The organism is Streptomonospora alba, from assembly GCF_000826685.1.
GTDB lineage: Bacteria > Actinomycetota > Actinomycetes > Streptosporangiales > Streptosporangiaceae > Streptomonospora > Streptomonospora alba.
Genome location: NZ_JROO01000028.1, coordinates 90583 through 110536 on the forward strand (window position 1 = coordinate 90583; position 19954 = coordinate 110536).

Genomic DNA, 19954 nt, shown 5'->3' on the forward strand with positions numbered 1-19954 from the left:
CCGGTGCGCGCCGCCCGGCGGCGCCCCGCGCATGGAGCCCCCGGCCGTTCGATCCGGTGGGCCCCGGCCGGTGTGCCGAAGGGCGGCGTGGAGTGGTGCGGTCCATGGTCTGTACTTCGCAAGGTGCGTGCTGTTCGCCGATGCGGTCCTCCCAGCGGCCGTTCGGCGTCGAGGGGTCGTGCTGAACGCCGAGAGGTGCGTGCCGGCACGGAGCGCGCAGATCGGGTGATCGACCGGGCCGGTCCCCCCTGACCAGGGGACCGGCCCGTTACGCGTCCGCGAAGCCGACCCGCGATCGGATCCCCGTTCCCGTGGCGACTTCCCGGGTCCGGCCGCGGTCATGCGCTCGCATGCGTACGACTTCCTCATCCGACACCGACGAGCATGCCGGATGTCGTGTATGGCCGAGATAAAGCGCCGAGACCTGTTCGTTATCAGGTGGTTCGGACCTGCGGCGGAGGTGCCGCCGCCGGCGTATTCGGGTCACCGCATCGGCGGCTTCAGCGGAGACATGTGCGGTGCTCAGTCGCGTTCGATGACGTCCAGGGTCCATGGGCGGCCGCGGCGGGCGGGCTCGTGGAGTTCCACGGTGCAGCCGACGGCGTCGAGGGCCTCGGCGACCTCGGCGGGGGTGCGCGGGTGGACTCCCTCGGAGAGCAGGCTGTGCGCGATCGCGCCGCGGGCGGCCTTGGCCATGTGGCTGACCACACTGCGCTTGGCGGCCGCGCCGGTGCCGGTCTCGCGCAGCACTCGCACCGACACCGTGCGCTCGGCTGTGGTAGCGCCGGGGCGCCAAGCGGCGGCGTAGGTCGAGGAGCGGCAGTCGACGACCACGCGGTCCTCGGCGCGCTTCTCCAGCAGGTCGCCCAGGCGCTCGCGCCAGAACGCGCCGAGCGGACCGACGCCAGGCAGCCGCACACCCATCGACAAGCGGTAGGGCGGCACCCGGTCGCCCGGAGCGAGTACGCCCCACAGCCCGGAGAAGATCAGTACCGACTCGGCGGTCCGGTCCGCGGACGCGGAGCCGAGCAGGTCCGGTAGGGCCAGGCGGTCGTAGAGGACGCCGGTGTAGAGGTCGGCGGCGCGCAGCGTCGGCGCCTCGGAGAGCGACCGGTTGCGCCGCACGGCCTCTCCCTGGGCCGCCGACAACCCCAGCACCTCCCGCGCGGTCTCCTCGGGCCGGCGGCACAGCTCCTGCAGCCGGGCCAGGACCTCGTCCCGCGCCTGGGCGACCTCCGGCAGGGCCAGTCTCGCGGGGTCGACCGGGTGGCCGTCGCCGTGTACGGCTTTTCCCTCGGACGGCGGCAGCAGGATCAGCATGCGGACCCTTCCGGGATTCGCGGGCGGGGAGCGGGCAGGGCAAGCGGCGGCCTGCGGAGGGGCGCACCGCGTCCGGGGGCGCTGCCCGGCCCCCAAGGATACGACGACGGTGCGGCCCACGTGGCCGTCTTCCGAACAACGGTCCGCTTTGCGCACATGTGGGCGGCCGAACCGGTGCGGTCCCACCGGCACACCGCCGTATTCCGGTGGCCCGCTGGACGTGCGGCCCCCTACGTTGGACGTTCGCCGCCCCGACGCAGGCGGGCGGCGGGGACTGTCGGGAGGAGTGCGAGTGCGGTCGGGTGCGTGGTGGGCGCGGCGGGTGGCGGCGGACTGGCCCGCCGCCGAGGTCGAGACGCGCTCGGGATGGCGGCTGGCCTGGAGCGAGGGCGTGACTCGGCGGGCGAACTCGGCGGTGCGCTTGGAGGCCGTGGCTCCCGTCGAGGCCGTCGAGGAGTTCTACCGCGGGCGCGGGACGGCGCCGTGCGTCCAGATCTGGCCGGGCGACGAGGAACTCGACGGGCGCCTGGCCCGGCGGGGCTACGGCGCGCAGGGCGCCACGCGAGCGCTGGTGCGCGACCTGAGCGAGCACCCGCCCGCCGCGCACGGCGCCGAGGTCGCGGTGGATTCCCGCCCGGATGCGGCGTGGCGGGCGCTGTGGGAGGAGGCGGGCCAGTCGGCCGACCGCATGCCGGCGTTGCACCGCATCCTGGACCGGGCGCCGACGGTCGGTTATGCCCTCGACAGCGGGGGCGACGCACGCGGATGCGTGGTTCTGGACGGCGTGTGGGCGGGGGTGTACGCCATGGTCACGCGTTCGGGCCAGCGCGGCCGCGGGCTCGCCGGCGCGGTGCTGGAGGCGCTGCTGGAATGGGCCCGCGCCCAGGGGGCCGAGCGCTCCTACCTGCTGGTGGAGGAGGACAACGCGGCGGCCCTGCGGGTCTACGAGCGGGCGGGCTTCGTATCGGAGTGCGTCTACCACTACCGGGTGGCGCCCGGCGCGGGCCGGACGCAGGCGGGCGAAGCCGGCTCCGCGGCCGTGTCCGGCGGGCGGTCGGCCGAGGACCGCGCCCCGCGCGCCGCGGAGTGAACCCTCCCGGTGCACGCACGGCCCCGGTATCCGGGAATCCGCGGGGTGGGAGCCAGGGGCGCCGGCGTCGAGCCGCGGTGCCACCGGCCCCCGAAAGAGTTCGGCGGCGGCCCTCGAGGAGGGCCGCCGCCGCACGTCTGTCGGTTGAACTAACGCTACTCTTCGGCGGACGCGGCCGGCGACTCCTGCAGTCGGCTGGTTTCGTCCTGGACCTCCGAGGCGATCTTGCGAATCGATGCGTCGTGTTCACGCATGTGATGCGCGCAGAACAGCAGTTCGCCACCGGAGTTGAGAACCACTCGGACGTACGCCTGCGCACCACAACGGTCGCAACGGTCTGCAGCCGTTAGCGGCTGGGTGGGGGCAAGGGTTCCAGTCACTTCGCCTTCCTCAATACTCGGCGTTAGTCACTCCGCACAACATCTAACCGGACCAAGAGCTTCCCAACCAGCCCCTTTGTACGCCGTCAGCGGAATCGCCCCCTCCGGCACCGCGCCAGGAGGCCCGGTCCGGGGCGTCGGCCCCGCTTGCAGGACGGCGATATGTCCTCGCATAGTGGTCGATGGTGATGGTCATCACCCTACTTGCGGGAGACCTCGGCTTGCCGAAGCGGGGCGGACTATCCGGACCTACCCGGTCTCGGTCCGTGGATGGCGGCCGACCGTCGCCGTCGCGGAGACGCCGGCGACGGCGTACGGAGTCCGAACAGGGCGTCAGGGTCGGCCCCGCGCGCCCCCCAGGAGCCGCGGAACGCCGGTGAGGCGGCGGGGCCCGCGGAAACCGAGGTGGTAATCTCGCGCGTGGTGTGCTCGTGATGATCAGGCGACCGTCCCGATGCGGTCGGGTGAACCGCACGCCACCGGCGAGCCTCACCCGCGATGGAGCGGATCCGCCCGGCGCCGCCCGCGGCCCTGCGGCCGCCCCCGGCAGGGGGACCGACCGCCCGGTACGGGTGACGGCGCCGCATTCCTGTCACACCGGTGCGTCAAGCTAGCGGCAACGCATCTGCCCCCTGTCCGCCAACGTCCAGCGCACGCTGGCGCACGCCAGCGCCCCGCATGCGCCGGCCCTGTTCCGTCCAACGCAGGAGAGCCCCACGTGACCGCCCTAACCGCAGCCGTCGACGAGCCCGAAGACTACTCCGCGCGGCATCTTTCGGTCCTGGAAGGACTCGAGGCGGTCCGTAAGCGCCCCGGCATGTACATCGGGTCCACGGACAGCCGCGGCCTGACCCATTGCATGTGGGAGGTCATCGACAACTCCGTCGACGAGGCCCTGGGCGGATACTGCACGCGCATCGACGTCGTGCTCTACGGCGACGGATCGGTCGAGGTCCGGGACAACGGCCGCGGCATCCCCGTCGACGTCGAGCCCCGTTCCGGCCTGTCGGGCGTCGAGCTGGTCATGACCAAGCTGCACGCCGGCGGCAAGTTCGGATCGGGCTCCTACAACGCCTCCGGCGGCCTGCACGGCGTCGGCGCCTCGGTCGTCAACGCGCTTTCGGGTCGCCTGGACGTCGAGGTCGACCGGCAGGGCCACACCCATGCGATCAGCTTCCGCCGGGGCATCCCCGGCCGATTCGACGGAGACGGGCCCGACGCCGCCTTCACCCCCGGATCCGGTCTCGAGCAGGTCCGCCGGGTCTCGAAGAAGGTCACCGGCACGCGCATCCGCTTCTGGGCCGACCGCCAGATCTTCCTCAAGGACGCCGACGTCACCCGCGAGTCTCTGCTGGACCGTGCGCGCCAGACCGCGTTCTTGATCCCCGGGCTGACCATCGCGGTGCGCGACGAGCGCTTCCCCGAGGAGGGCCCCTACGAGGAGGAGTTCCGCTACGACGGCGGGATCGGGGAGTTCTGCACGTACCTGGCCCCCGACGAGGCCGTCAACGACGTCCTGCGCATCCAGGGCTCGGGCCAGTTCACCGAGACCGTTCCGGTGCTCGACGACCAGGGCCACATGACCCCCACCGACGTCGACCGCCACCTGGAGGTCGACATCGCCCTGCGCTGGGGCACCGGCTACGAGAGCACCACGCGCTCCTTCGTCAACGTCATCGCCACCCCCAAGGGCGGCACGCACATCACCGGCTTCGAGCGGGCGCTGGTGCGGGTGGTCAACGACCAACTGCGGGCCAGCAAGCTGCTCAAGGACAAGGACGACCCGGTCACCAAAGAGGACATCCTCGAAGGGCTGACCGCCGTCATCACCGTGCGGCTGCCCGAGCCGCAGTTCGAGGGCCAGACCAAGGAGATCCTGGGCACCTCGGCGGCCTCGCGCATCGTCTCCCAGGTCGTGGGCAAGGAGCTGCGCGCCTTCCTGGCCTCCACCCGCCGCGGTGAGAAGCAGCAGGCCCGCGCCGTGCTGGACAAGGTGGTCAACGCCGCCAAGGCGCGCATCGCCGCCCGCCAGCAGCGCGAGACCCAGCGGCGCAAGAACGCGCTGGAGAGCTCCGCGCTGCCGGCCAAACTGGTCGACTGCCGCAGCGAAGGGCTGGACCGCAGCGAGCTGTTCATCGTCGAGGGCGATTCCGCGCTGGGTACCGCCAAGCTCGCACGCGACTCGGAGTTCCAGGCGCTGCTGCCGATCCGCGGCAAGATCCTCAACGTGCAGAAGTCCTCGGTCTCGGACATGCTCAAAAACGCCGAGTGCGCCGCGATGCTGCAGGTCATCGGAGCCGGATCGGGACGCACCTTCGACATCGACGCGGCCCGCTACGGCCGGGTCATCATCATGGCCGACGCCGACGTCGACGGCGCGCACATCCGCTGCCTGCTGCTGACGCTGTTCTACCGCTACATGCGCCCGATGCTGGAGGCGGGCCGGGTCTACGCCGCCGTGCCGCCGCTGCACCGCGTCGAGCTGACCAACGTGCGCAAGAAGCGGGGCGCCAAGCCCGAGGACCGCTACATCTACACCTACACCGACGCCGAGCTTCAGCGGCGGCTGCTTGAGCTGGAGAAGAAGGGCCTGACCTGGAAGGAGCCGGTGCAGCGCTACAAGGGCCTGGGCGAGATGGACGCCGACCAGCTCGCGGAGACCACCATGGACCCCCGCCACCGCACGCTGCGCCGCATCCGCGTCGAGCACGCCGAGGAGGCCGCGTCGGTGTTCGACCTGCTCATGGGCAACCAGGTGGCTCCCCGCCGCGAGTTCATCTCCCAGGGAGCCCAGGAACTCGACACCAGCCGCATCGACATGTGACCGGCCCGCCCTCCCGGCTCCTCCTCCCGCGGCCGTTCACTCGGGCGGGCGCCACACGCCTGTGGCCAGGAAGCGCTCCACCGCTGCGGTATAGGGGGCCGGGTCCATGCCGCGCTCGTCCAGCCAGGCGTCGTCGTAGTAGCTGTGCCGGTAGCGCTCGCCGCCGTCGCAGATGAGCGTGACCACGCTGCCGCGCCGGCCCTCGCGCAGCATCCTGTCGATCAGGTGCCACACGCCCCACATGTTGGTTCCGGTGGAGCCGCCCGCGCTCAGTCCCGTCACCGCGTTGAGGTGGCGCATCGCCGCGATGCTGGCCGCGTCGGGCACAGGCACCATCAGGTCGATGACCGACGGCACGAAGCTGGGCTCCATCCGCGGCCTGCCGATTCCCTCGATGCGCGAGGGCATCCCGGTGGCGTAGTCGGAGGCGCCGGTGACCCAGCCGGGGAAGAACGCGGAGTTCTCGGGATCGACGACGGCCAGCCGGGTGTGGTGCCTGCGGTAGCGCACGTAGCGCCCGATGGTGGCCGAGGTCCCGCCGGTCCCGGCGCCCACGACGATCCACTCGGGCACCGGGTGGCGCTCCATGGCCAACTGCTCGAAGATCGACTCGGCGATGTTGTTGTTGCCGCGCCAGTCGGTGGCCCGCTCGGCGTAGGTGAACTGGTCGAGGTAGTGGCCGCCGCTCTCGGCGGCCAGCCGCTCGGCCTCGGAGTACATCTCGGAGGGTACGTCGACGAAGTGGCACCGGCCGCCGTAGCGCTCGATGAGTGCGATCTTCTCCGGGCTGGTGGTGCGCGGAACCACCGTGACGAATTCCAGCCCGATCAGCCGGGCGAAATAGGCCTCGGAGACCGCGGTGGAACCCGAACTGGCCTCCACGATCGTGGTGTGTTCGCCGATCCAGCCGCTGGCCAGAGCGTAGAGGAACAGCGACCGCGCCAATCGGTGCTTGAGGCTGCCGGTGGGATGGACCGACTCGTCCTTGAGGTAGAGGTCGATGCCCCACTCCGGCGGCAGCGGGAAGACGTGCAGGTGGGTGTCGGCGGAGCGGTTGGCGTCGGCGACGACCCGGCGGACCGCCTCGTCGACCCAGGCGCGCGTGCGGGTGGAGGAGCGCTCCACACAGGGGCCGTCCTCGTCATCCTGTGCGGTCATGCGGCGACCTTACCGCTGCTCGCCGCCAGAACGCGCCGAGGGGCTCTCCACGGGCGGAGAGCCCCTCGATGCGCGTCGGCGGCACCGCCCTGCGGCGGGCGCGGGGGACGGGCGGTCAGTCCAGTGAGCCGCCCGACATGACCGCGTGCATCCGCCGGTAGGGAGCGGCCTCGTCGATGCGGCTCTGGCGCTCCAGCGAGCGAGCCAGAGCGATGTGGGCCCAGCTGTCGCAGGGGTCGAGATCGATGATGCGCCGGAACGTCTTCTCGGCCTTGGTGAGTTGGGCGGAGTGGAAGTAGGCGCGGCCCAGCAGCTCCAGGATGGAGCGGCTGCCGGGCTCGACCTCGGCGATGGGCTTCAGGATGCGGGCGGCCTCGATGTAGTCGCCCAGGTCGAAGTACATTTGGCCGCGGCTGAACGTCTCGTAGGTCGTCTCCTGCACCAGGCACTCCCTTCGTCGGGTTAGCACAACCCCGAAGCGGAATGCCCTATTCCCGCAACACGGGGGCCTTACACCTCGATGGGCTCGACCCGGCCGGTGTCGACGTCGTAGCGCCCCCCGGCCACCGGCAGGTCGCGCGGCAGCAGCGGATGGTGGCGGACGCGCTCCAGGTCGTGGCGCAGCGCGCCGATCTGGTCGCTGTCGGTGTGGAACTCCAGGCTGCGGGTGTCGACCCCGTGGTTGCGCTCGATGAGGTCGTGCACCTCGTCGTCGCCGGAGACCGACGCCATCTTGCACCGGGTGTGCGGCATGACCAGGACCCGGTCGACCTCCAGCAGGTAGACGGCCAGCACCAGCGTGCGCAGGGTGTCGTCGGTGACCCGGGCGCCGGCGTTGCGCAGGATCTTGGCGTCCCCCGGCGTGAGTCCCAGTGTCTGCAGCGGTTCGATCCGCGAGTCCATGCAGGTCACCACGGCTAGACCGCGTGCCGCGACCGGGGCCAGGCCGCCCAGGCGGAAGTCGGCGGCGTACTCGGCGTTGGCGGTGAAGAGGTCGTCGAAGGCGCTGTTCACGAGAGGCTCCTCTGGAAAGTCGGGCCGGCGCGGTCCCGGAGCGCTGCGCGTGGGCGCACGCGCCGCGTGGCCGCGCCGAGGACGTCGATGGCGGCCTCCGGTGCGCCCGCGGTGCACCGGAGGCCGTGCTCAGCCGGTCGTACCGGAGCCGGCGGCCGAGGCCAGGCCGGTGTCGGTGCGGCCGGTTCCGACCACGGCGATGGGCCGCGGCAGCGGCTCGCCGGAGCCGTCGCGGCGCTCGTCGAGGTCGGGCAGCCGGATCGGGCCGCCGTCGGCCCGGCTCGCACGGGCCGGCGACCGGCCGATCCACGCCAGGACCAGCCGGTCCTCACCCTTGAGGAAGCGCTGGCAGCGTACACCGCCGGTGGCCCGCCCCTTGGTCGGGAATGCCTCGAACGGGGTGACCTTGGCCGATCCGCCGCCGGTGTCGGGCAACTCCTCGGTGCTTCCGGCCACCGTGAGCACCACGGTGTCCTCGGGTACCGGCACGGCGCCGAACCACAGCGCCCGACCGTCCTCGGGCAGGCGCACGCCGACCACGCCGGCGGCGGGCCGGCCCTGCGGACGGACGGCCTCGGCGGGGAAGCGCAGCAGCTGCGCCTCGGTGGTGACGAAGACCAGGTCCTCGTCGCCGGTGGCCAGTTGCGAAGCGCCGATGACCCGGTCGCCGTCGCGCAGGCCGATGATCTCGAAGTCGTCCTTGTTGGGCGGCGATTCCGAGGCCACCCGTTTGACCACGCCCTGGGCGGTGCCTACGGCGATGCCGGGGCCGTCGTCGTCCAGGGCCGCCACCGAGACGACGCGCTCACCCTCCTCCAGCTGGACGAACTCCTCGACGGGCAGGCCATGGGCCTGTGACGGGGAGTCGGAGGCGTCGTCGGGCAGTTCGGGCAGCTCCACCACCGGCACGCGGATCGCCCGTCCCAAGTCGGTGATCAGCCCGATGTCGCCGCGCGAGGTGGTGGGCACCGAGGCCGCAACGGCGTCGTGCTGGGTGCGCAACCCGTCGTGCATCGGCGGCACGTGCTGCCCGGAGCTGCGGCCCAGCAGGCCCGTGGAGCTGAGTAGGACGTGGCAGGGCCGGTCGGCCATCTCCAGGGGGATCGAGGCGTTGCGGGTCTCGCCCGAGCTCTCCTGCAGCACGGTGCGCCGCGGCGTGACGTAGTCCTTGGCGACCTCGCCCAGTTCCTTGGAGACCAGCCGGCGCAGCTTGGAGTCGGACTCCAGGACGGCGGTCAGCTCCTCGATGTCCTTGCGCAGCTGGTCGCGCTCGTTCTCCAGCTCCAGCCGGTCGTACTTGGTCAGGCGGCGCAGCGGGGTGTCGAGGATGTAGCGCGCCTGGGTGTCGGACAGCTCGAAGGTCGTCATCAGCCGCTGGCGCGCCTGGGCGGTGTCCTCGGAATCGCGGATCAGCGCGATGACCTCGTCGATGTTCAGCAGCGCGACCAGCAGGCCCCCGACGAGGTGCAGCCGCTCCTCGCGCTTGGCGCGGCGGTGCTCGCAGCGGCGCCGGACGACGTCGAGGCGGTGGTCGACGAACACCTGCAGCAGGTCGAGCAGCCCCATCGTGTGCGGCTGGCCGTCGACCAGGGCGACGTTGTTGACGCCGAAGCTCTCCTCCATCGGCGTCAGGCGGTAGAGCTCCTCCAGTACGGCCTCGGGGTTGAAGCCGTTCTTGAGCTCGATGACCAGGCGCAAGCCCTGATTGCGGTCGGTGAGGTCCTTCAGGTCGCTGATGCCCTGCAGCTTCTTGTTCTGCACCAGCTCCTTGATGCGGCTGACGACCTTCTCCGGACCCACGTTGTAGGGCAGCTCGGTGATCACGAGTCCCGTGCGGCGCGGCGAGACCTTCTCGACGCTGACGGTGGCGCGTGTGCGGAAGGTGCCCCGCCCCGTGCGGTAGGCGTCGCGGACGCCGTCGAGCCCGACGATCGTGCCGCCCGTGGGCAGGTCGGGGCCCGGCACGTACTCCATCAGGTCCTCGAGCGAGGCGTCGGGGTGCGCGATCAGGTGGCGCGCCGCCGTGATGACCTCGCCCAGGTTGTGCGGAACCATGTTGGTGGCCATGCCGACGGCGATCCCCGAGGCCCCGTTGACGAGCAGGTTGGGGAAGGCGGCGGGCAGGACCTCGGGCTCGTTCTCCTGGCCGTCGTAGTTGGGCTGGAAGTCGACGACGTTCTCGTCCAGCGAGGACACCAGCAGTTGGGCGGCCCGGCCCAGTCGGGCCTCGGTGTAGCGCATGGCCGCCGGCGCGTCGTCGCCGCCCAGGGAGCCGAAGTTGCCGTGCCCGTCGACGAGCGGCACCCGCATCGAGAAGGGCTGGCTCATCCGCACCATGGCGTCGTAGATGGCGCTGTCGCCGTGCGGGTGCAGCTTGCCCATCACCTCGCCGACCACGCGGGCGCACTTGACGTGGGCGCGGTCGGGGCGCAGCCCCATCTCGTTCATCTGGTAGAGGATGCGCCGCTGGACCGGCTTCATCCCGTCGCGGGCGTCGGGAAGCGCCCGCTGATAGATCACCGAATAGGCGTATTCGAGGAAGCTGCCGCGCATCTCCTCGGACACGTCGATGTCGATGATCTTCTCAGCGAGTTCCTCGGGAGGTGGTGGAGAGGTTGTACGGGCCATGTCGGCAATTCTGGCCCGCCGCGCCGACCATCGCGAACCGGGGCGCCCGCGCCCGGCCCGCCGCGTCGCGTTAGGATTCCGTCAAAATGCCGGTAATTTGGGGCGCCCGCGGGCTTCGACGCCGACGCTGTCGCGACGATGCCCACGGTGCGTGACGGGGAGGACCACGGCGACAGTCCCGTACAGCGAACGCGGGTGAGATGAGTCACGCCTCCGAAGGGGCGACGCACGGAGGCGACCCGCCCACGGATGTGCCTGCGCAGGCGGGTCGAGGTGCGCTACGCAGTGTGTGCAGCCGGTGAGGGCGATGGGAGGCGGCGAATGCTACATCCGTTCCGGGGGCAGTCAAAGCGGGGGCGGTGGCTGCGACCGGCGTATGTGGCGTTTCGCGCGTTCCCGGCGGATTCCGGCCTCGCCGCGGCCCCGTTCGTCCAGCGCACCCTGCCGGCCCCCTCCGACCGCCGCCCGGCGGCCCTGTGCCACCGCCGGTCCGATCGACGATGAGCGACACGCCCATGCTGCTGCCTGCCATCCTCGCGCTGCACGCCGCCGTGGCGGCGCTGCTGCCGCTGCTCGCCGACCGCTTCGGCGCCCGGATCTTCCTGCTCGCCGGGCTGCCGCCCGCCGCTGCGGCTGTGTGGGCGCTGGCCAACGCCTCCGGAATCCTCTCCGGCGCCCCGGTGACGGCCGGCATCGCCTGGGCGCCCGCGCTGAAGATCGGCCTGGACTTCCGCGTCGACGGACTCTCCCTGGCGATGACGCTGCTGGTCAGCGGGGTGGGCGCGATCATCTTCGGCTACTGCGCCGCCTACTTCCGTGCGGATGAGCGCGGCCTGGGCCGGCTGGCCGCGATCATGGTGCTGTTCGCCGGGTCCATGCTCGGCGTGGTCACCACCGACAACCTCTTCGCGCTGTACGTCTTCTGGGAGCTGACCTCGATCACCTCCTTCCTGCTGGTGGGCCACGAGGACCACAAGGAGCAGGCGCGGCGCGCGGCCACCCAGGCGCTGGTCACCACCACCGGTACCGGGCTGCTGATGCTCATCGGGTTCATCATGCTCGGCACGGCCGCCGGCGACTACAGCATCTCGGGCCTGGTGGCCGACCCTCCGGAGGGCGGTCCGTGGCTGACGGGGGCCCTCGTCCTGGTGCTTGTGGGCGCCTTCGCCAAGTCCGCACAGGTGCCGCTGCACTTCTGGCTGCCGGCCGCGATGGTCGCCCCCACTCCGGTCAGCGCTTATCTGCACGCCGCCGCCATGGTCAAGGGCGGGGTCTACCTCGTCGCCCGCCTGGCCCCGGGCTTCGCCGAGGCCGGCGTGTGGCAGGCCCTGGTGCTGTCGGTGGGCCTGGCCACCATGATCGTGGGCGGATGGCGGGCCCTGCGCCAGGACGACCTGAAGCTGCTGCTGGCCTACGGCACCGTCAGCCAGTTGGGGTTTCTGACCCTGCTCGGCGGCGCCGGCACCCAGGTGGCCGCCACGGCCATGATCGGCACGCTCATCGCCCACGGCCTGTTCAAGTCGGCGCTGTTTCTGAGTGTGGGCGTCATCGATCACGAGACCGGCTCCCGCAGCATCAGCCGGCTCAGCGGGCTGGGACGGCGCATGCCCCTCCTGGCGGCGGTCGCCACCCTGGCCGCGGCGTCGATGGCCGGGCTGCCGCCACTGATCGGGTTCGCCGCCAAGGAGGCGGCCCTGGAGGCGTTCGTGCCTGGGGCGGCCCCCTCGCCGCCGCCCGTGGCGGCCGGGGCGATGCTGGCCGGGGTCGCGCTGGCCTCCGTCCTCACCTTCGCCTACAGCGCGCGGTTCGTCTGGGGTGCCTTCGCCGTCAAACCCACCGTGGCCGAGAACCGAGCGGGGGCGCCCTCGCCGCTCTTCGCCGCCGCCCCCGTCGTGCTGGCCGCCCTGAGCCTCGTCCTGGGGATCGCACCCGCACTCGTCGATCACCTCGCCCAGGGCTACGCCCACGCGCTGCCGGCCGGGCACAAGCCCTACCATCTGGCGCTGTGGCACGGCCTGACGCCGACGCTGCTGCTGACCGTGCTCGTGGTGGCCGCCGGCGTGGCGCTGTTCCTCAAGCGCCGGGCCGTGGGGCGGCTGCAGAACGCGATGCCGCGCTGGCCCGACGCCGAGTACGGCTACCACCTGTTCCTGCACGGGGTCTACACCGTCGCGTTGAGCGTCACCCGGCGCTCCCAGAGCGGGTCCCTGCCCGTGTACCTGGGCATCATCCTCGCCACGATCCTGGCCCTGCCGGGCGTGCGGCTGGTGGCCGGGCTCATCACGGGCGGCATCGCCGTGCCCGGTCCCGAGGACGGGCTGCGGATCTGGGACAGTCCCCTGGAGCTGCTGGTGGCGACGGTCATCGTCGTCACCTCCATCGCCACCGTGCGCGAGCACCGGCGCTTCCCCTCGCTGATCCTGCTCAACGTGGTCGGGTTCGGCACCGCCGGGCTGTTCGTGCTGCACGGCGCGCCCGACCTCGCGCTCACCCTGGTCCTGGTCGAGACGCTGACCACGATCATCCTCGTCTTCGTCCTGCGCCGGCTGCCCACGACCTTCAGCGTGCGGCCCGACGGGTGGGGAAAGCGGCTGACCGTACTGCTGTGCACGGCCGCGGGCAGCTTCATCGCTCTCGCGCTGTGGCTGATGACCGCGGCGCGGTCCGGCGATCCCGTCTCCACGGGCTACGCCGACCGCGCCGGCGAGGCCGGCGGTACCAACCTCGTGAACATGATCCTCGCCGACTTCCGCGCGCTGGACACGCTGGGCGAGGTCGTCGTCCTGGTCACCGCAGCGGTGGCGGTGTCCTCGCTGGTGCTGCTGAACCGGCGCGACAGGGTGGTCGACGAGTCCTCGGCCGAGCCCGCGGTTCCGGCACCCGGGAATGCCGGCGGTACCGGCGAGGACCCCGGGCCGCCCGGTACCGGCGCGCTCGCGCTGCCGGTACACACGGCGGGTGCGGAGGCGGTGGGTGGCGAGCCCGCCGAGCGCGATCCCCGGCGGGGGCCGGAGTCGGATGCGGCCGACGCTGACGCGGAGGCGCCGGAAGCGCCGGAAGCGCCGGAAGCGCCGGACGAGTCGGAAGGGCCGGCCGGGGGCCGGCGCGGCGACAGCGAGCAGGGGGAGGACAGCGACGATGAGCGGTGACGAACCGGCCCGCGCAGGGCCCAGCCCGGGGCGCGCCGCGGGCGAATGGGGACGCGCCGACCGCAGCGGCGCACCGCCGGAGAACTGGGAAGCGCCCCGCGAGCGGTGGCTGAGCACCGCGGTGCGGCCTGCGTTCGGCCCGCGCTCGGTGCTGCTGGAGGTCGCCGCGCGGCTGCTGACCCCCGCCATCCTCGTGTTCTCGGTGTTCCTGCTGGTCTCCGGCCACGACCGGCCCGGCGGCGGGTTCGCCGGCGGCCTGGTGGCCAGCATGGCCTACGTGCTGCGCTACATCGCCGGCGGCCGCCGCGAGCTCGCGGCCGGTATACCGATGCGCCCCAACGGCCTGCTCGCACTGGGCATGCTGCTGGTCTGCGGCACCGCCGCCGCCCCGCTGCTGGCCGGCCACCCGATGCTGGAGGTCTACAGCTACACCGCCCACCACCTGCCCCTCTTCGGCGAAGTGAAGTTCGCCAGCTACCTGCTCTTCGAATCGGGGGTGTTCCTCATCGTCGTCGGCCTGGTGCTCTCCGTCGTCGCCGCCCTGGGTGCGCGCATGGAGGCCGAGGAAGAGGAGATCCGGGGCCGCCGCAGGAGCGGCGGCGCGGGCGCCGCGAAGGGGGAGAGGCCGTGAACGCTCCGGGACTCGTGCTCATCTTCGCCGTGGCCGTCCTCTACTCCACCGGCTTCTACCTGCTGCTCCAGCGCTCCCTGATGCGGGTGGTCTTCGGCATCGTCATCCTGGGGCACGCGGCCAACCTCTCGCTGATGCTCACCGACCACGCCATCACCCTGCCGCCGCTGCTGACGGGTAAGGACGGGCCCATCTCCGACCCGCTGCCCCAAGCCATGGCGCTGACGGCGATCGTCATCACCTTCGGTGTGACCACGTTCCTGCTCGCGCTGGCCTACCGGGTATGGCTGGGCGACGACAACGACGAGGTCCCCGCCGACCTGGAGGACCGCCGCATCGGGCGGCTCTCGGAGCCGGAGGACTCGTCGTGAACACACTGCTGGCCGTGCCGGTCCTGGTGCCGCTGCTGGGAGCCGCCGCCTCGCTGCTGATGCGCCGCGCCCCGCGGCTGCAGCAGGGCGTCGCCGTGGCCGCGCTGACCGCGGTGGTGGTGGACACCGTGCTGCTGCTGCGCGTCACAGCCGACGGGTCCGTGATCACCAGCCAGGCCGGCGCCTGGGAGGCGCCGCTGGGCGTCACCGTCGTCGCCGACCCGCTCTCGTCGCTGATGCTGGCGGTCTCGGCGGTCGTGCTGCTGGTGGTGCAGCTGTTCGCCATCGGCCAGGACATCGCCGGGCTCAGCCGCGCCATGCCGCAGGTGTTCCACCCCATCTACCTGGTGCTGACCGCCGGGGTGTGCCTGTGCTTCCTGGCCGGCGACCTGTTCAACCTGTTCGTCGGCTTCGAGATCATGCTGACGGCCAGCTACGCGCTGATCACCCAGGCGCCCACGCGCGCCCGGGTGCGCGCCAGCATGATCTACACCGTGGTCAGCCTGACCTCCTCGATCCTGTTCCTGACCGGTATCGCGCTGATCTACGGGCTGACCGGCACCGTCAACCTGGCCGACATCGCCGTGAAGCTGGGCGGCGCCCCCGAAGAGCTGCGCATGGTTCTCGCGCTGCTGTTCCTCGTCGTCTTCGGCATCAAGGCCGCGCTGGTGCCCATGCACTTCTGGCTGCCCGACAGCTACCCCGTGGCCATCACCCGGATCTCGGCCATCTTCGCCGCGCTGCTCACCAAGGTCGCTGTCTATGCCATCATCCGCAGCCAGACCCTGCTCTTCGGGCGCGACGACATCTCCGCGGTGCTGCTGTGCGTGGCGATCGCGACCATGCTCGTGGGCATCTTCGGCGCCCTCGTACAGGACGACATCAACCGGCTGATGTCCTTCGCGCTGGTCAGCCACATCGGGTTCATGATCTTCGGGCTGGGGCTGAACTCCGTGGCGGGTCTGGCCGCCGTGGTCGTCTACCTGGTGCACCACATCGTCGTCCAGGCCAACCTGTTCCTGGTCAACGGGCTGATCCGGCAGTACGCCGGGCACAGCTCGCTGCGCGCCATGCGCGGGCTCAACACCGTCTCGCCCGTGATGTCCTTCTACTTCTTCATCCCCGCGATGAGCCTGGCCGGGCTGCCGCCGCTGTCGGGTTTCGTCGCCAAGGCCGCCCTGTTCCAGGCCGGAGTGGGCGTCGGCGGCTGGCTCGTCTACACCGCCCTCGCGGCCGGGGTGGCCACCAGCCTGCTGACCGTCATGGCCGTCTTCCGCATCTGGGTGCGCGGATTCTGGGGGACGCCGATGCCCGACATGGTCGAGGCCCGAGAGCGCCTCAAGCGCGGCTCCCACCTGGCGGGCCTGCGGTTCATGGCGGCCATGACCGGTGTCATGGTCGCGATCGGGCTGGTGGTGGCCGGCGCGGCGGGCCCGCTGTCGGAGATCGCCTTCATCGCAGGGCACGACCTGATGAACGGCACCGCCTACATCGAAGCCGTACTGGGGGAGGGGGCCGCCCGATGAGCGCACCGTCGGACGCCGGCGCCGAACCGGGGCGCCCTGTCCGCAGGCAGCTGCTCGGCCGGCTGGTCATGGCCGTGTGGCTGACCCTCATGTGGGTGATCCTGTGGGGCGACGCGAGCCCGGGCACTGTCGTGGCCGGAGCCGGTGTCGCGGCGGGCTGCTACTACGCCGCGCGGCTGCCGCACCTGCCCGTGCGGCTGCGCTTCCGCCCTCTGCGTATCGTGCTGCTGATCGGCCATATCGCCGTGGACATGCTCGTCTCCAGCGTGCGGGTGGCGTTCCATGCGCTCTGGCGGCCCGCGCAGATGCGCGGCGCCATCGTGGCGGTGCCCATGCGCACCGACTCCGACCTGCTGCTGGTAATGGTCAGCGCCGGGCTTTCGCTGATCACCGGCAGCCTGGTGATCGAGCTCAACCGCGAGGAGGGCGTGCTCTACGTCCACGGCACCCCCGTCTCCTCGGAGCGCTCGGTGCGCCATCTGCGCCGCCAAGTCCGGCGCACCGAGGAGCGGTTCGTCCGCGCGTTCGGCACCCAGCGCGACATCGACGAGTTCGAGCGCGAGGAGCAGGAGCTGCTCCGGGCCGACGAGGAGAACTCCGAGGAGGAGACCCGATGAATCCGCTGGACTACGCCTACACGGTGACCTTCGTGCTGCTGGGGGCGGCCGTGCTGCTGACCCTGTACCGGCTGGTGCGCGGCCCGTCGGTGATGGACCGGCTCGTGTGCCTGAACGCCGTCTCGGTGCTGCTGGTGACCTTCATCGCGGTCGAGGTGGCGCTGCGCGGCGATCACGCCTACATCGGCCTGGTGATCACCTTCGCGCTGCTGGGGTTCATCGGCTCGCTGACCGCGGCCCGCTTCGCGGAGAGGAGGGCCCATGACCGCGGGTGACATCGCCACCGCCGTCCTGCTGCCGCTGGGTGCGGCCTTCGCCTTCACCGGAACGGTCGGGCTGGTGCGCTTTCCCACGCTGCTGGGGCGGGTGCACGCCGCGACCAAGCCCGACACCGTCGCACTGGTGCTGGTTCTGGCGGGCGCGGCCTTCCAGCTGCCCGACCCGCGCGTCGCCGCCTGGCTGGGGCTGGCGGCGCTGTTCCAGTTCCTGACGGCACCGGTGCTGGCCCAGACCTTCGGGCGCGTGGCCTACAGCCGCGGCGAGATCAGCACCGGGCACCTGATCACCGACGAGCTCGCCGACGCGGTGGAACGCTCGCGGGAGGACGACGACGGCGACGGCGGCTGAGGGAACCGAGGAGCCTGCCGCCCCTCGCAGGTGCGGACCCGGCGGCACCGGCATGTGGACGGCCGCCGCACCGCGAGGCGCGGTTCTGATAGCAAGGGGCCATGGCGACCCCTGCGCCCTTCGGGGCGGAACACGCACCCACGCCCTCCTATGCGTCCGACGCGTCCGCAGCGGGCCCCGGCGACGAGGCAGCGCTGCGCGAAGCCGCCGAGGAGCGGCTGCGCGCGCTGGCCGGCGAGTCCGCGCGGCTGCGCGAGGACCAGTGGAGCGCTGTGCGGGCCCTGGTGGCCGAGCGCCGCCGCGCCCTTGTCGTCCAGCGCACCGGGTGGGGCAAGTCGGCGGTCTACTTCGTCGCCACGGCGCTGCTGCGCGCCGCCGGCGCGGGTCCCACGGTCATCGTCTCCCCGCTGCTGGCCCTGATGCGCAACCAGATCGCCGCAGCCGAGCGCGCCGGCATCCGCGCCCGCACCATCAACAGCGCCAATCTGGACGACTGGGACGCGATCTACGCCGAGATCACCGCCGGACAGGTCGACGTGCTGCTGGTCAGCCCCGAGCGGCTGAACAACCCCGACTTCCGCGACCGGGCCCTGCCCGAACTCGCCGCGGGCGCCGGCCTGCTGGTCGTCGACGAGGCCCACTGCATCTCCGACTGGGGCCACGACTTCCGGCCCGACTACCGCCGCATCCGCACTCTGCTGCACGGGCTTCCGCCCGACACCCCGGTACTGGCGACCACCGCCACCGCCAACGGCCGCGTCACCCGCGATGTCGCCGAGCAGCTCGAAACCGGCGACGGCGCCTCCACCCTGGTGCTGCGCGGCGGGCTGGACCGGGCGAGCCTGCGGCTGTCGGTGGTCGAGCTGGCCGACACCCCGGCGCGGTGGAGCTGGCTGGCCCGACGCCTGGAGGAGCTGCCCGGGTCGGGAATCGTCTACGCCCTCACCGTCGCCGCCGCCGACGACACCGCCGCCTTCCTGGCCGAACGCGGCTACGACGTGCGCTCCTACACGGGCCAGACCGACCCCGAGGAGCGCCGCCGCGCCGAGGACGACCTGCTGGCCAACCGCACCAAGGCGCTGGTGGCCACCAGCGCGCTGGGCATGGGCTTCGACAAGCCCGACCTCGGCTTCGTGGTGCACCTGGGCGCCCCGCAGTCGCCGATCTCCTACTACCAGCAGGTCGGCCGTGCCGGACGCGGACTCGAACGCGCCGAGGCCGTGCTGCTGCCCGGCCGGGAGGACCGCGAGATCTGGTCGTACTTCGCCTCGATGGCGTTCCCCGCCGAGGAGACGGTGCGCCACGCGCTGGACGTGCTGGCCGAGGCCGGTGAGCCGCTGTCGCTGCCGCGCCTGGAGACCCGGGTCGATCTGGGGCGCAGCAGGCTGGAGCAGATGCTGAAGGTGCTCGACGTCGACGGGGCGGTGTGCCGGGTGCGCGGCGGCTGGACCGCAACAGGCGAGCCCTGGAGCTACGACGCCGAGCGCTACGCCGCCGTCGCGGCGGCACGCGAGCACGAGCAGCAAGCGATGCTCGACTACATCGCCACCGGCTCCTGCCGCATGGAGTTCCTGCGAGGACAGCTCGACGACCCCGAGGCCGCGCCCTGCGGGCGGTGCGACAACTGCGCCGGGTCCCCGCTCGCCGCGTCGGTCGACGACGAGGACCGTGCGGCCGCCGCCCGCCACCTGGACCGCCCCGGGGTCGCGGTGGCGCCGCGCAAGCAGTGGCCCTCGGGCATGGCTGCGCTGGGGATCGACCTCTCCGGGAAGATCCGCCCGGAACGCCAGGCGGCACAGGGCCGCGCGCTGGCCCGGCTTACCGACATCGGCTGGGGCACCGAGCTGCGGCGGCTGCTCAACCCCGAGTCCGCCGACGAGCCCGTGGGCGACCGCGTGTTCCAGGGGGTCGTCGACGTGCTCGCCTCGTGGTCCTGGAACCGCCGTCCGGCGGGCGTCGTCGCCCTGCCGTCGCTGACCCGGCCCCGCTTGATCGCCGATCTGGCCCGGCGCCTGTGCGAGGTGGGCCGTCTGGAGCCGGTGGGCGGCCTCGCCTACACCGACCCCGAGAACGGGGCCGGTCCGCGCCGCCACAACAGTGCCCAGCGCCTGGCCCACGTGTACGGCGCACTCACGCTTCCGCCGGCGACCGCCGCGGCGGTGGCGGAGCTGGGCGGTCCGGTGCTGCTGGTCGACGACCAGACCGACACCGGCTGGACCCTGGCGGCGGCGACCCGGCTGCTGAAAGAAGTCGGCGCGGAGGAGGTCCTGCCGCTGGTCCTGGCGGCGAAGAGTTAGAGCCTCGACCGCGAGGACTACAAAGCCCGGCACGCGGTCGACTGCGGGATCAGCCGTCTCAAGCAGCACCGGGCCGTGGCGACCCGGTTCGATAAGCTTGCGGTTCGGTTCGAGGCGACGGTTCAGGCCGCGGCGATTCATCAGTGGCTGTGAACCCTCAGTCTGCCGTCGTGCGGATGCCCCGGCAGGAAGCGACCGCCCTACGGTCATCACGGGGAAAGGGCGCATTGCCTGGCATCGGCGCGGGGCGGAGTGTATGGGGTTGCACCTTCCGTAGCGGCATGTGGTCCGGTGGACGTACGTCCCGATCCTTTGAGGAAAG

The 19954-nt window shown here is 72.0% G+C and carries 16 protein-coding genes; 10 read left to right on the top strand and 6 right to left on the bottom strand.

Features of this window, described 5'->3' with window-relative positions; translation table 11 throughout:
* Positions 1–522: 522 nt before the first annotated feature.
* Entirely contained in the window at positions 523–1320 is a 798-nt protein-coding gene (yaaA, locus tag LP52_RS14835) for a peroxide stress protein YaaA (RefSeq protein ID WP_040274188.1), read from the bottom strand.
* Between the two features lie 292 nt (positions 1321–1612).
* On the opposite strand from yaaA, the gene LP52_RS14840 reads away from it, so the two are divergent.
* Complete coding sequence (locus LP52_RS14840) at positions 1613–2410, top strand: GNAT family N-acetyltransferase (RefSeq protein ID WP_052809863.1); 798 nt, start codon at positions 1613–1615, stop codon at positions 2408–2410.
* A gap of 155 nt (positions 2411–2565) precedes the next feature.
* On the opposite strand, the gene LP52_RS14845 is transcribed toward LP52_RS14840, so the two are convergent.
* Positions 2566–2790, bottom strand: coding sequence for a DUF7455 domain-containing protein (locus LP52_RS14845; protein WP_040274190.1), 225 nt, complete (start codon positions 2788–2790; stop codon positions 2566–2568).
* A 718-nt stretch (positions 2791–3508) separates the two neighbouring features.
* Between LP52_RS14845 and LP52_RS14850 the strand changes: the two genes are divergently transcribed.
* The gene (locus tag LP52_RS14850) at positions 3509–5614 is read left to right on the top strand and encodes a DNA gyrase/topoisomerase IV subunit B (RefSeq protein WP_040274192.1); all 2106 of its coding nucleotides are present in this window, start codon (positions 3509–3511) and stop codon (positions 5612–5614) included.
* Positions 5615–5650: 36 nt separating this feature from the next.
* Here LP52_RS14850 and LP52_RS14855 read toward each other — a convergent pair whose 3' ends face one another.
* The 4 genes from LP52_RS14855 to LP52_RS14870 all read right to left on the bottom strand — a co-directional run bounded on the left by LP52_RS14855 (position 5651) and on the right by LP52_RS14870 (position 10414).
* Positions 5651–6772 carry an L-cysteine desulfhydrase Cds1 gene (locus tag LP52_RS14855; RefSeq protein ID WP_040274194.1) on the bottom strand — a complete coding sequence of 374 codons (1122 nt, stop codon included), beginning with the start codon at positions 6770–6772 and terminating at the stop codon, positions 5651–5653.
* Between the two features lie 115 nt (positions 6773–6887).
* A complete protein-coding gene (locus LP52_RS14860; protein ID WP_040274196.1) occupies positions 6888–7214 on the bottom strand; it encodes a tetratricopeptide repeat protein in 327 nt (108 codons plus the stop codon).
* Between the two features lie 68 nt (positions 7215–7282).
* Positions 7283–7786 (bottom strand): beta-class carbonic anhydrase, encoded by a 504-nt coding sequence (locus tag LP52_RS14865; protein ID WP_040274198.1) that lies wholly within the window; start codon positions 7784–7786, stop codon positions 7283–7285.
* 129 nt (positions 7787–7915) lie between these two features.
* Positions 7916–10414 carry a DNA gyrase/topoisomerase IV subunit A gene (locus LP52_RS14870; RefSeq protein WP_040274200.1) on the bottom strand — a complete coding sequence of 833 codons (2499 nt, stop codon included), beginning with the start codon at positions 10412–10414 and terminating at the stop codon, positions 7916–7918.
* Positions 10415–10914: 500 nt separating this feature from the next.
* Between LP52_RS14870 and mbhE the strand changes: the two genes are divergently transcribed.
* The 8 genes from mbhE to LP52_RS14910 all read left to right on the top strand — a co-directional run bounded on the left by mbhE (position 10915) and on the right by LP52_RS14910 (position 19632).
* On the top strand, positions 10915–13563 hold the full coding sequence (gene mbhE, locus LP52_RS14875) for a hydrogen gas-evolving membrane-bound hydrogenase subunit E (protein ID WP_238580928.1): 2649 nt from the start codon (positions 10915–10917) through the stop codon (positions 13561–13563).
* Positions 13553–14194 (top strand): MnhB domain-containing protein, encoded by a 642-nt coding sequence (locus tag LP52_RS14880; RefSeq protein WP_040274202.1) that lies wholly within the window; start codon positions 13553–13555, stop codon positions 14192–14194. Before mbhE ends, LP52_RS14880 begins: the two co-directional genes overlap by 11 nt.
* Positions 14191–14565, top strand: coding sequence for a sodium:proton antiporter (locus LP52_RS14885; protein ID WP_040274204.1), 375 nt, complete (start codon positions 14191–14193; stop codon positions 14563–14565). Before LP52_RS14880 ends, LP52_RS14885 begins: the two co-directional genes overlap by 4 nt.
* Positions 14562–16091 (top strand): Na+/H+ antiporter subunit D, encoded by a 1530-nt coding sequence (locus LP52_RS14890; RefSeq protein WP_040274205.1) that lies wholly within the window; start codon positions 14562–14564, stop codon positions 16089–16091. Before LP52_RS14885 ends, LP52_RS14890 begins: the two co-directional genes overlap by 4 nt.
* On the top strand, positions 16088–16708 hold the full coding sequence (locus LP52_RS14895; RefSeq protein ID WP_052809864.1) for a Na+/H+ antiporter subunit E: 621 nt from the start codon (positions 16088–16090) through the stop codon (positions 16706–16708). The genes LP52_RS14890 and LP52_RS14895 overlap by 4 nt, the downstream gene beginning before the upstream one ends.
* Positions 16705–16983: a monovalent cation/H+ antiporter complex subunit F gene (locus LP52_RS14900; RefSeq protein ID WP_040274206.1), complete on the top strand. Its 279-nt coding sequence runs from the start codon at positions 16705–16707 to the stop codon at positions 16981–16983. The genes LP52_RS14895 and LP52_RS14900 overlap by 4 nt, the downstream gene beginning before the upstream one ends.
* Positions 16970–17335, top strand: coding sequence for a monovalent cation/H(+) antiporter subunit G (gene mnhG, locus LP52_RS14905; protein ID WP_040274207.1), 366 nt, complete (start codon positions 16970–16972; stop codon positions 17333–17335). Before LP52_RS14900 ends, mnhG begins: the two co-directional genes overlap by 14 nt.
* 101 nt (positions 17336–17436) lie before the next feature.
* Positions 17437–19632, top strand: a complete 2196-nt coding sequence (locus LP52_RS14910) for a RecQ family ATP-dependent DNA helicase (RefSeq protein WP_040274208.1) — start codon at positions 17437–17439, stop codon at positions 19630–19632.
* The last annotated feature ends 322 nt before the right edge of the window (positions 19633–19954 follow it).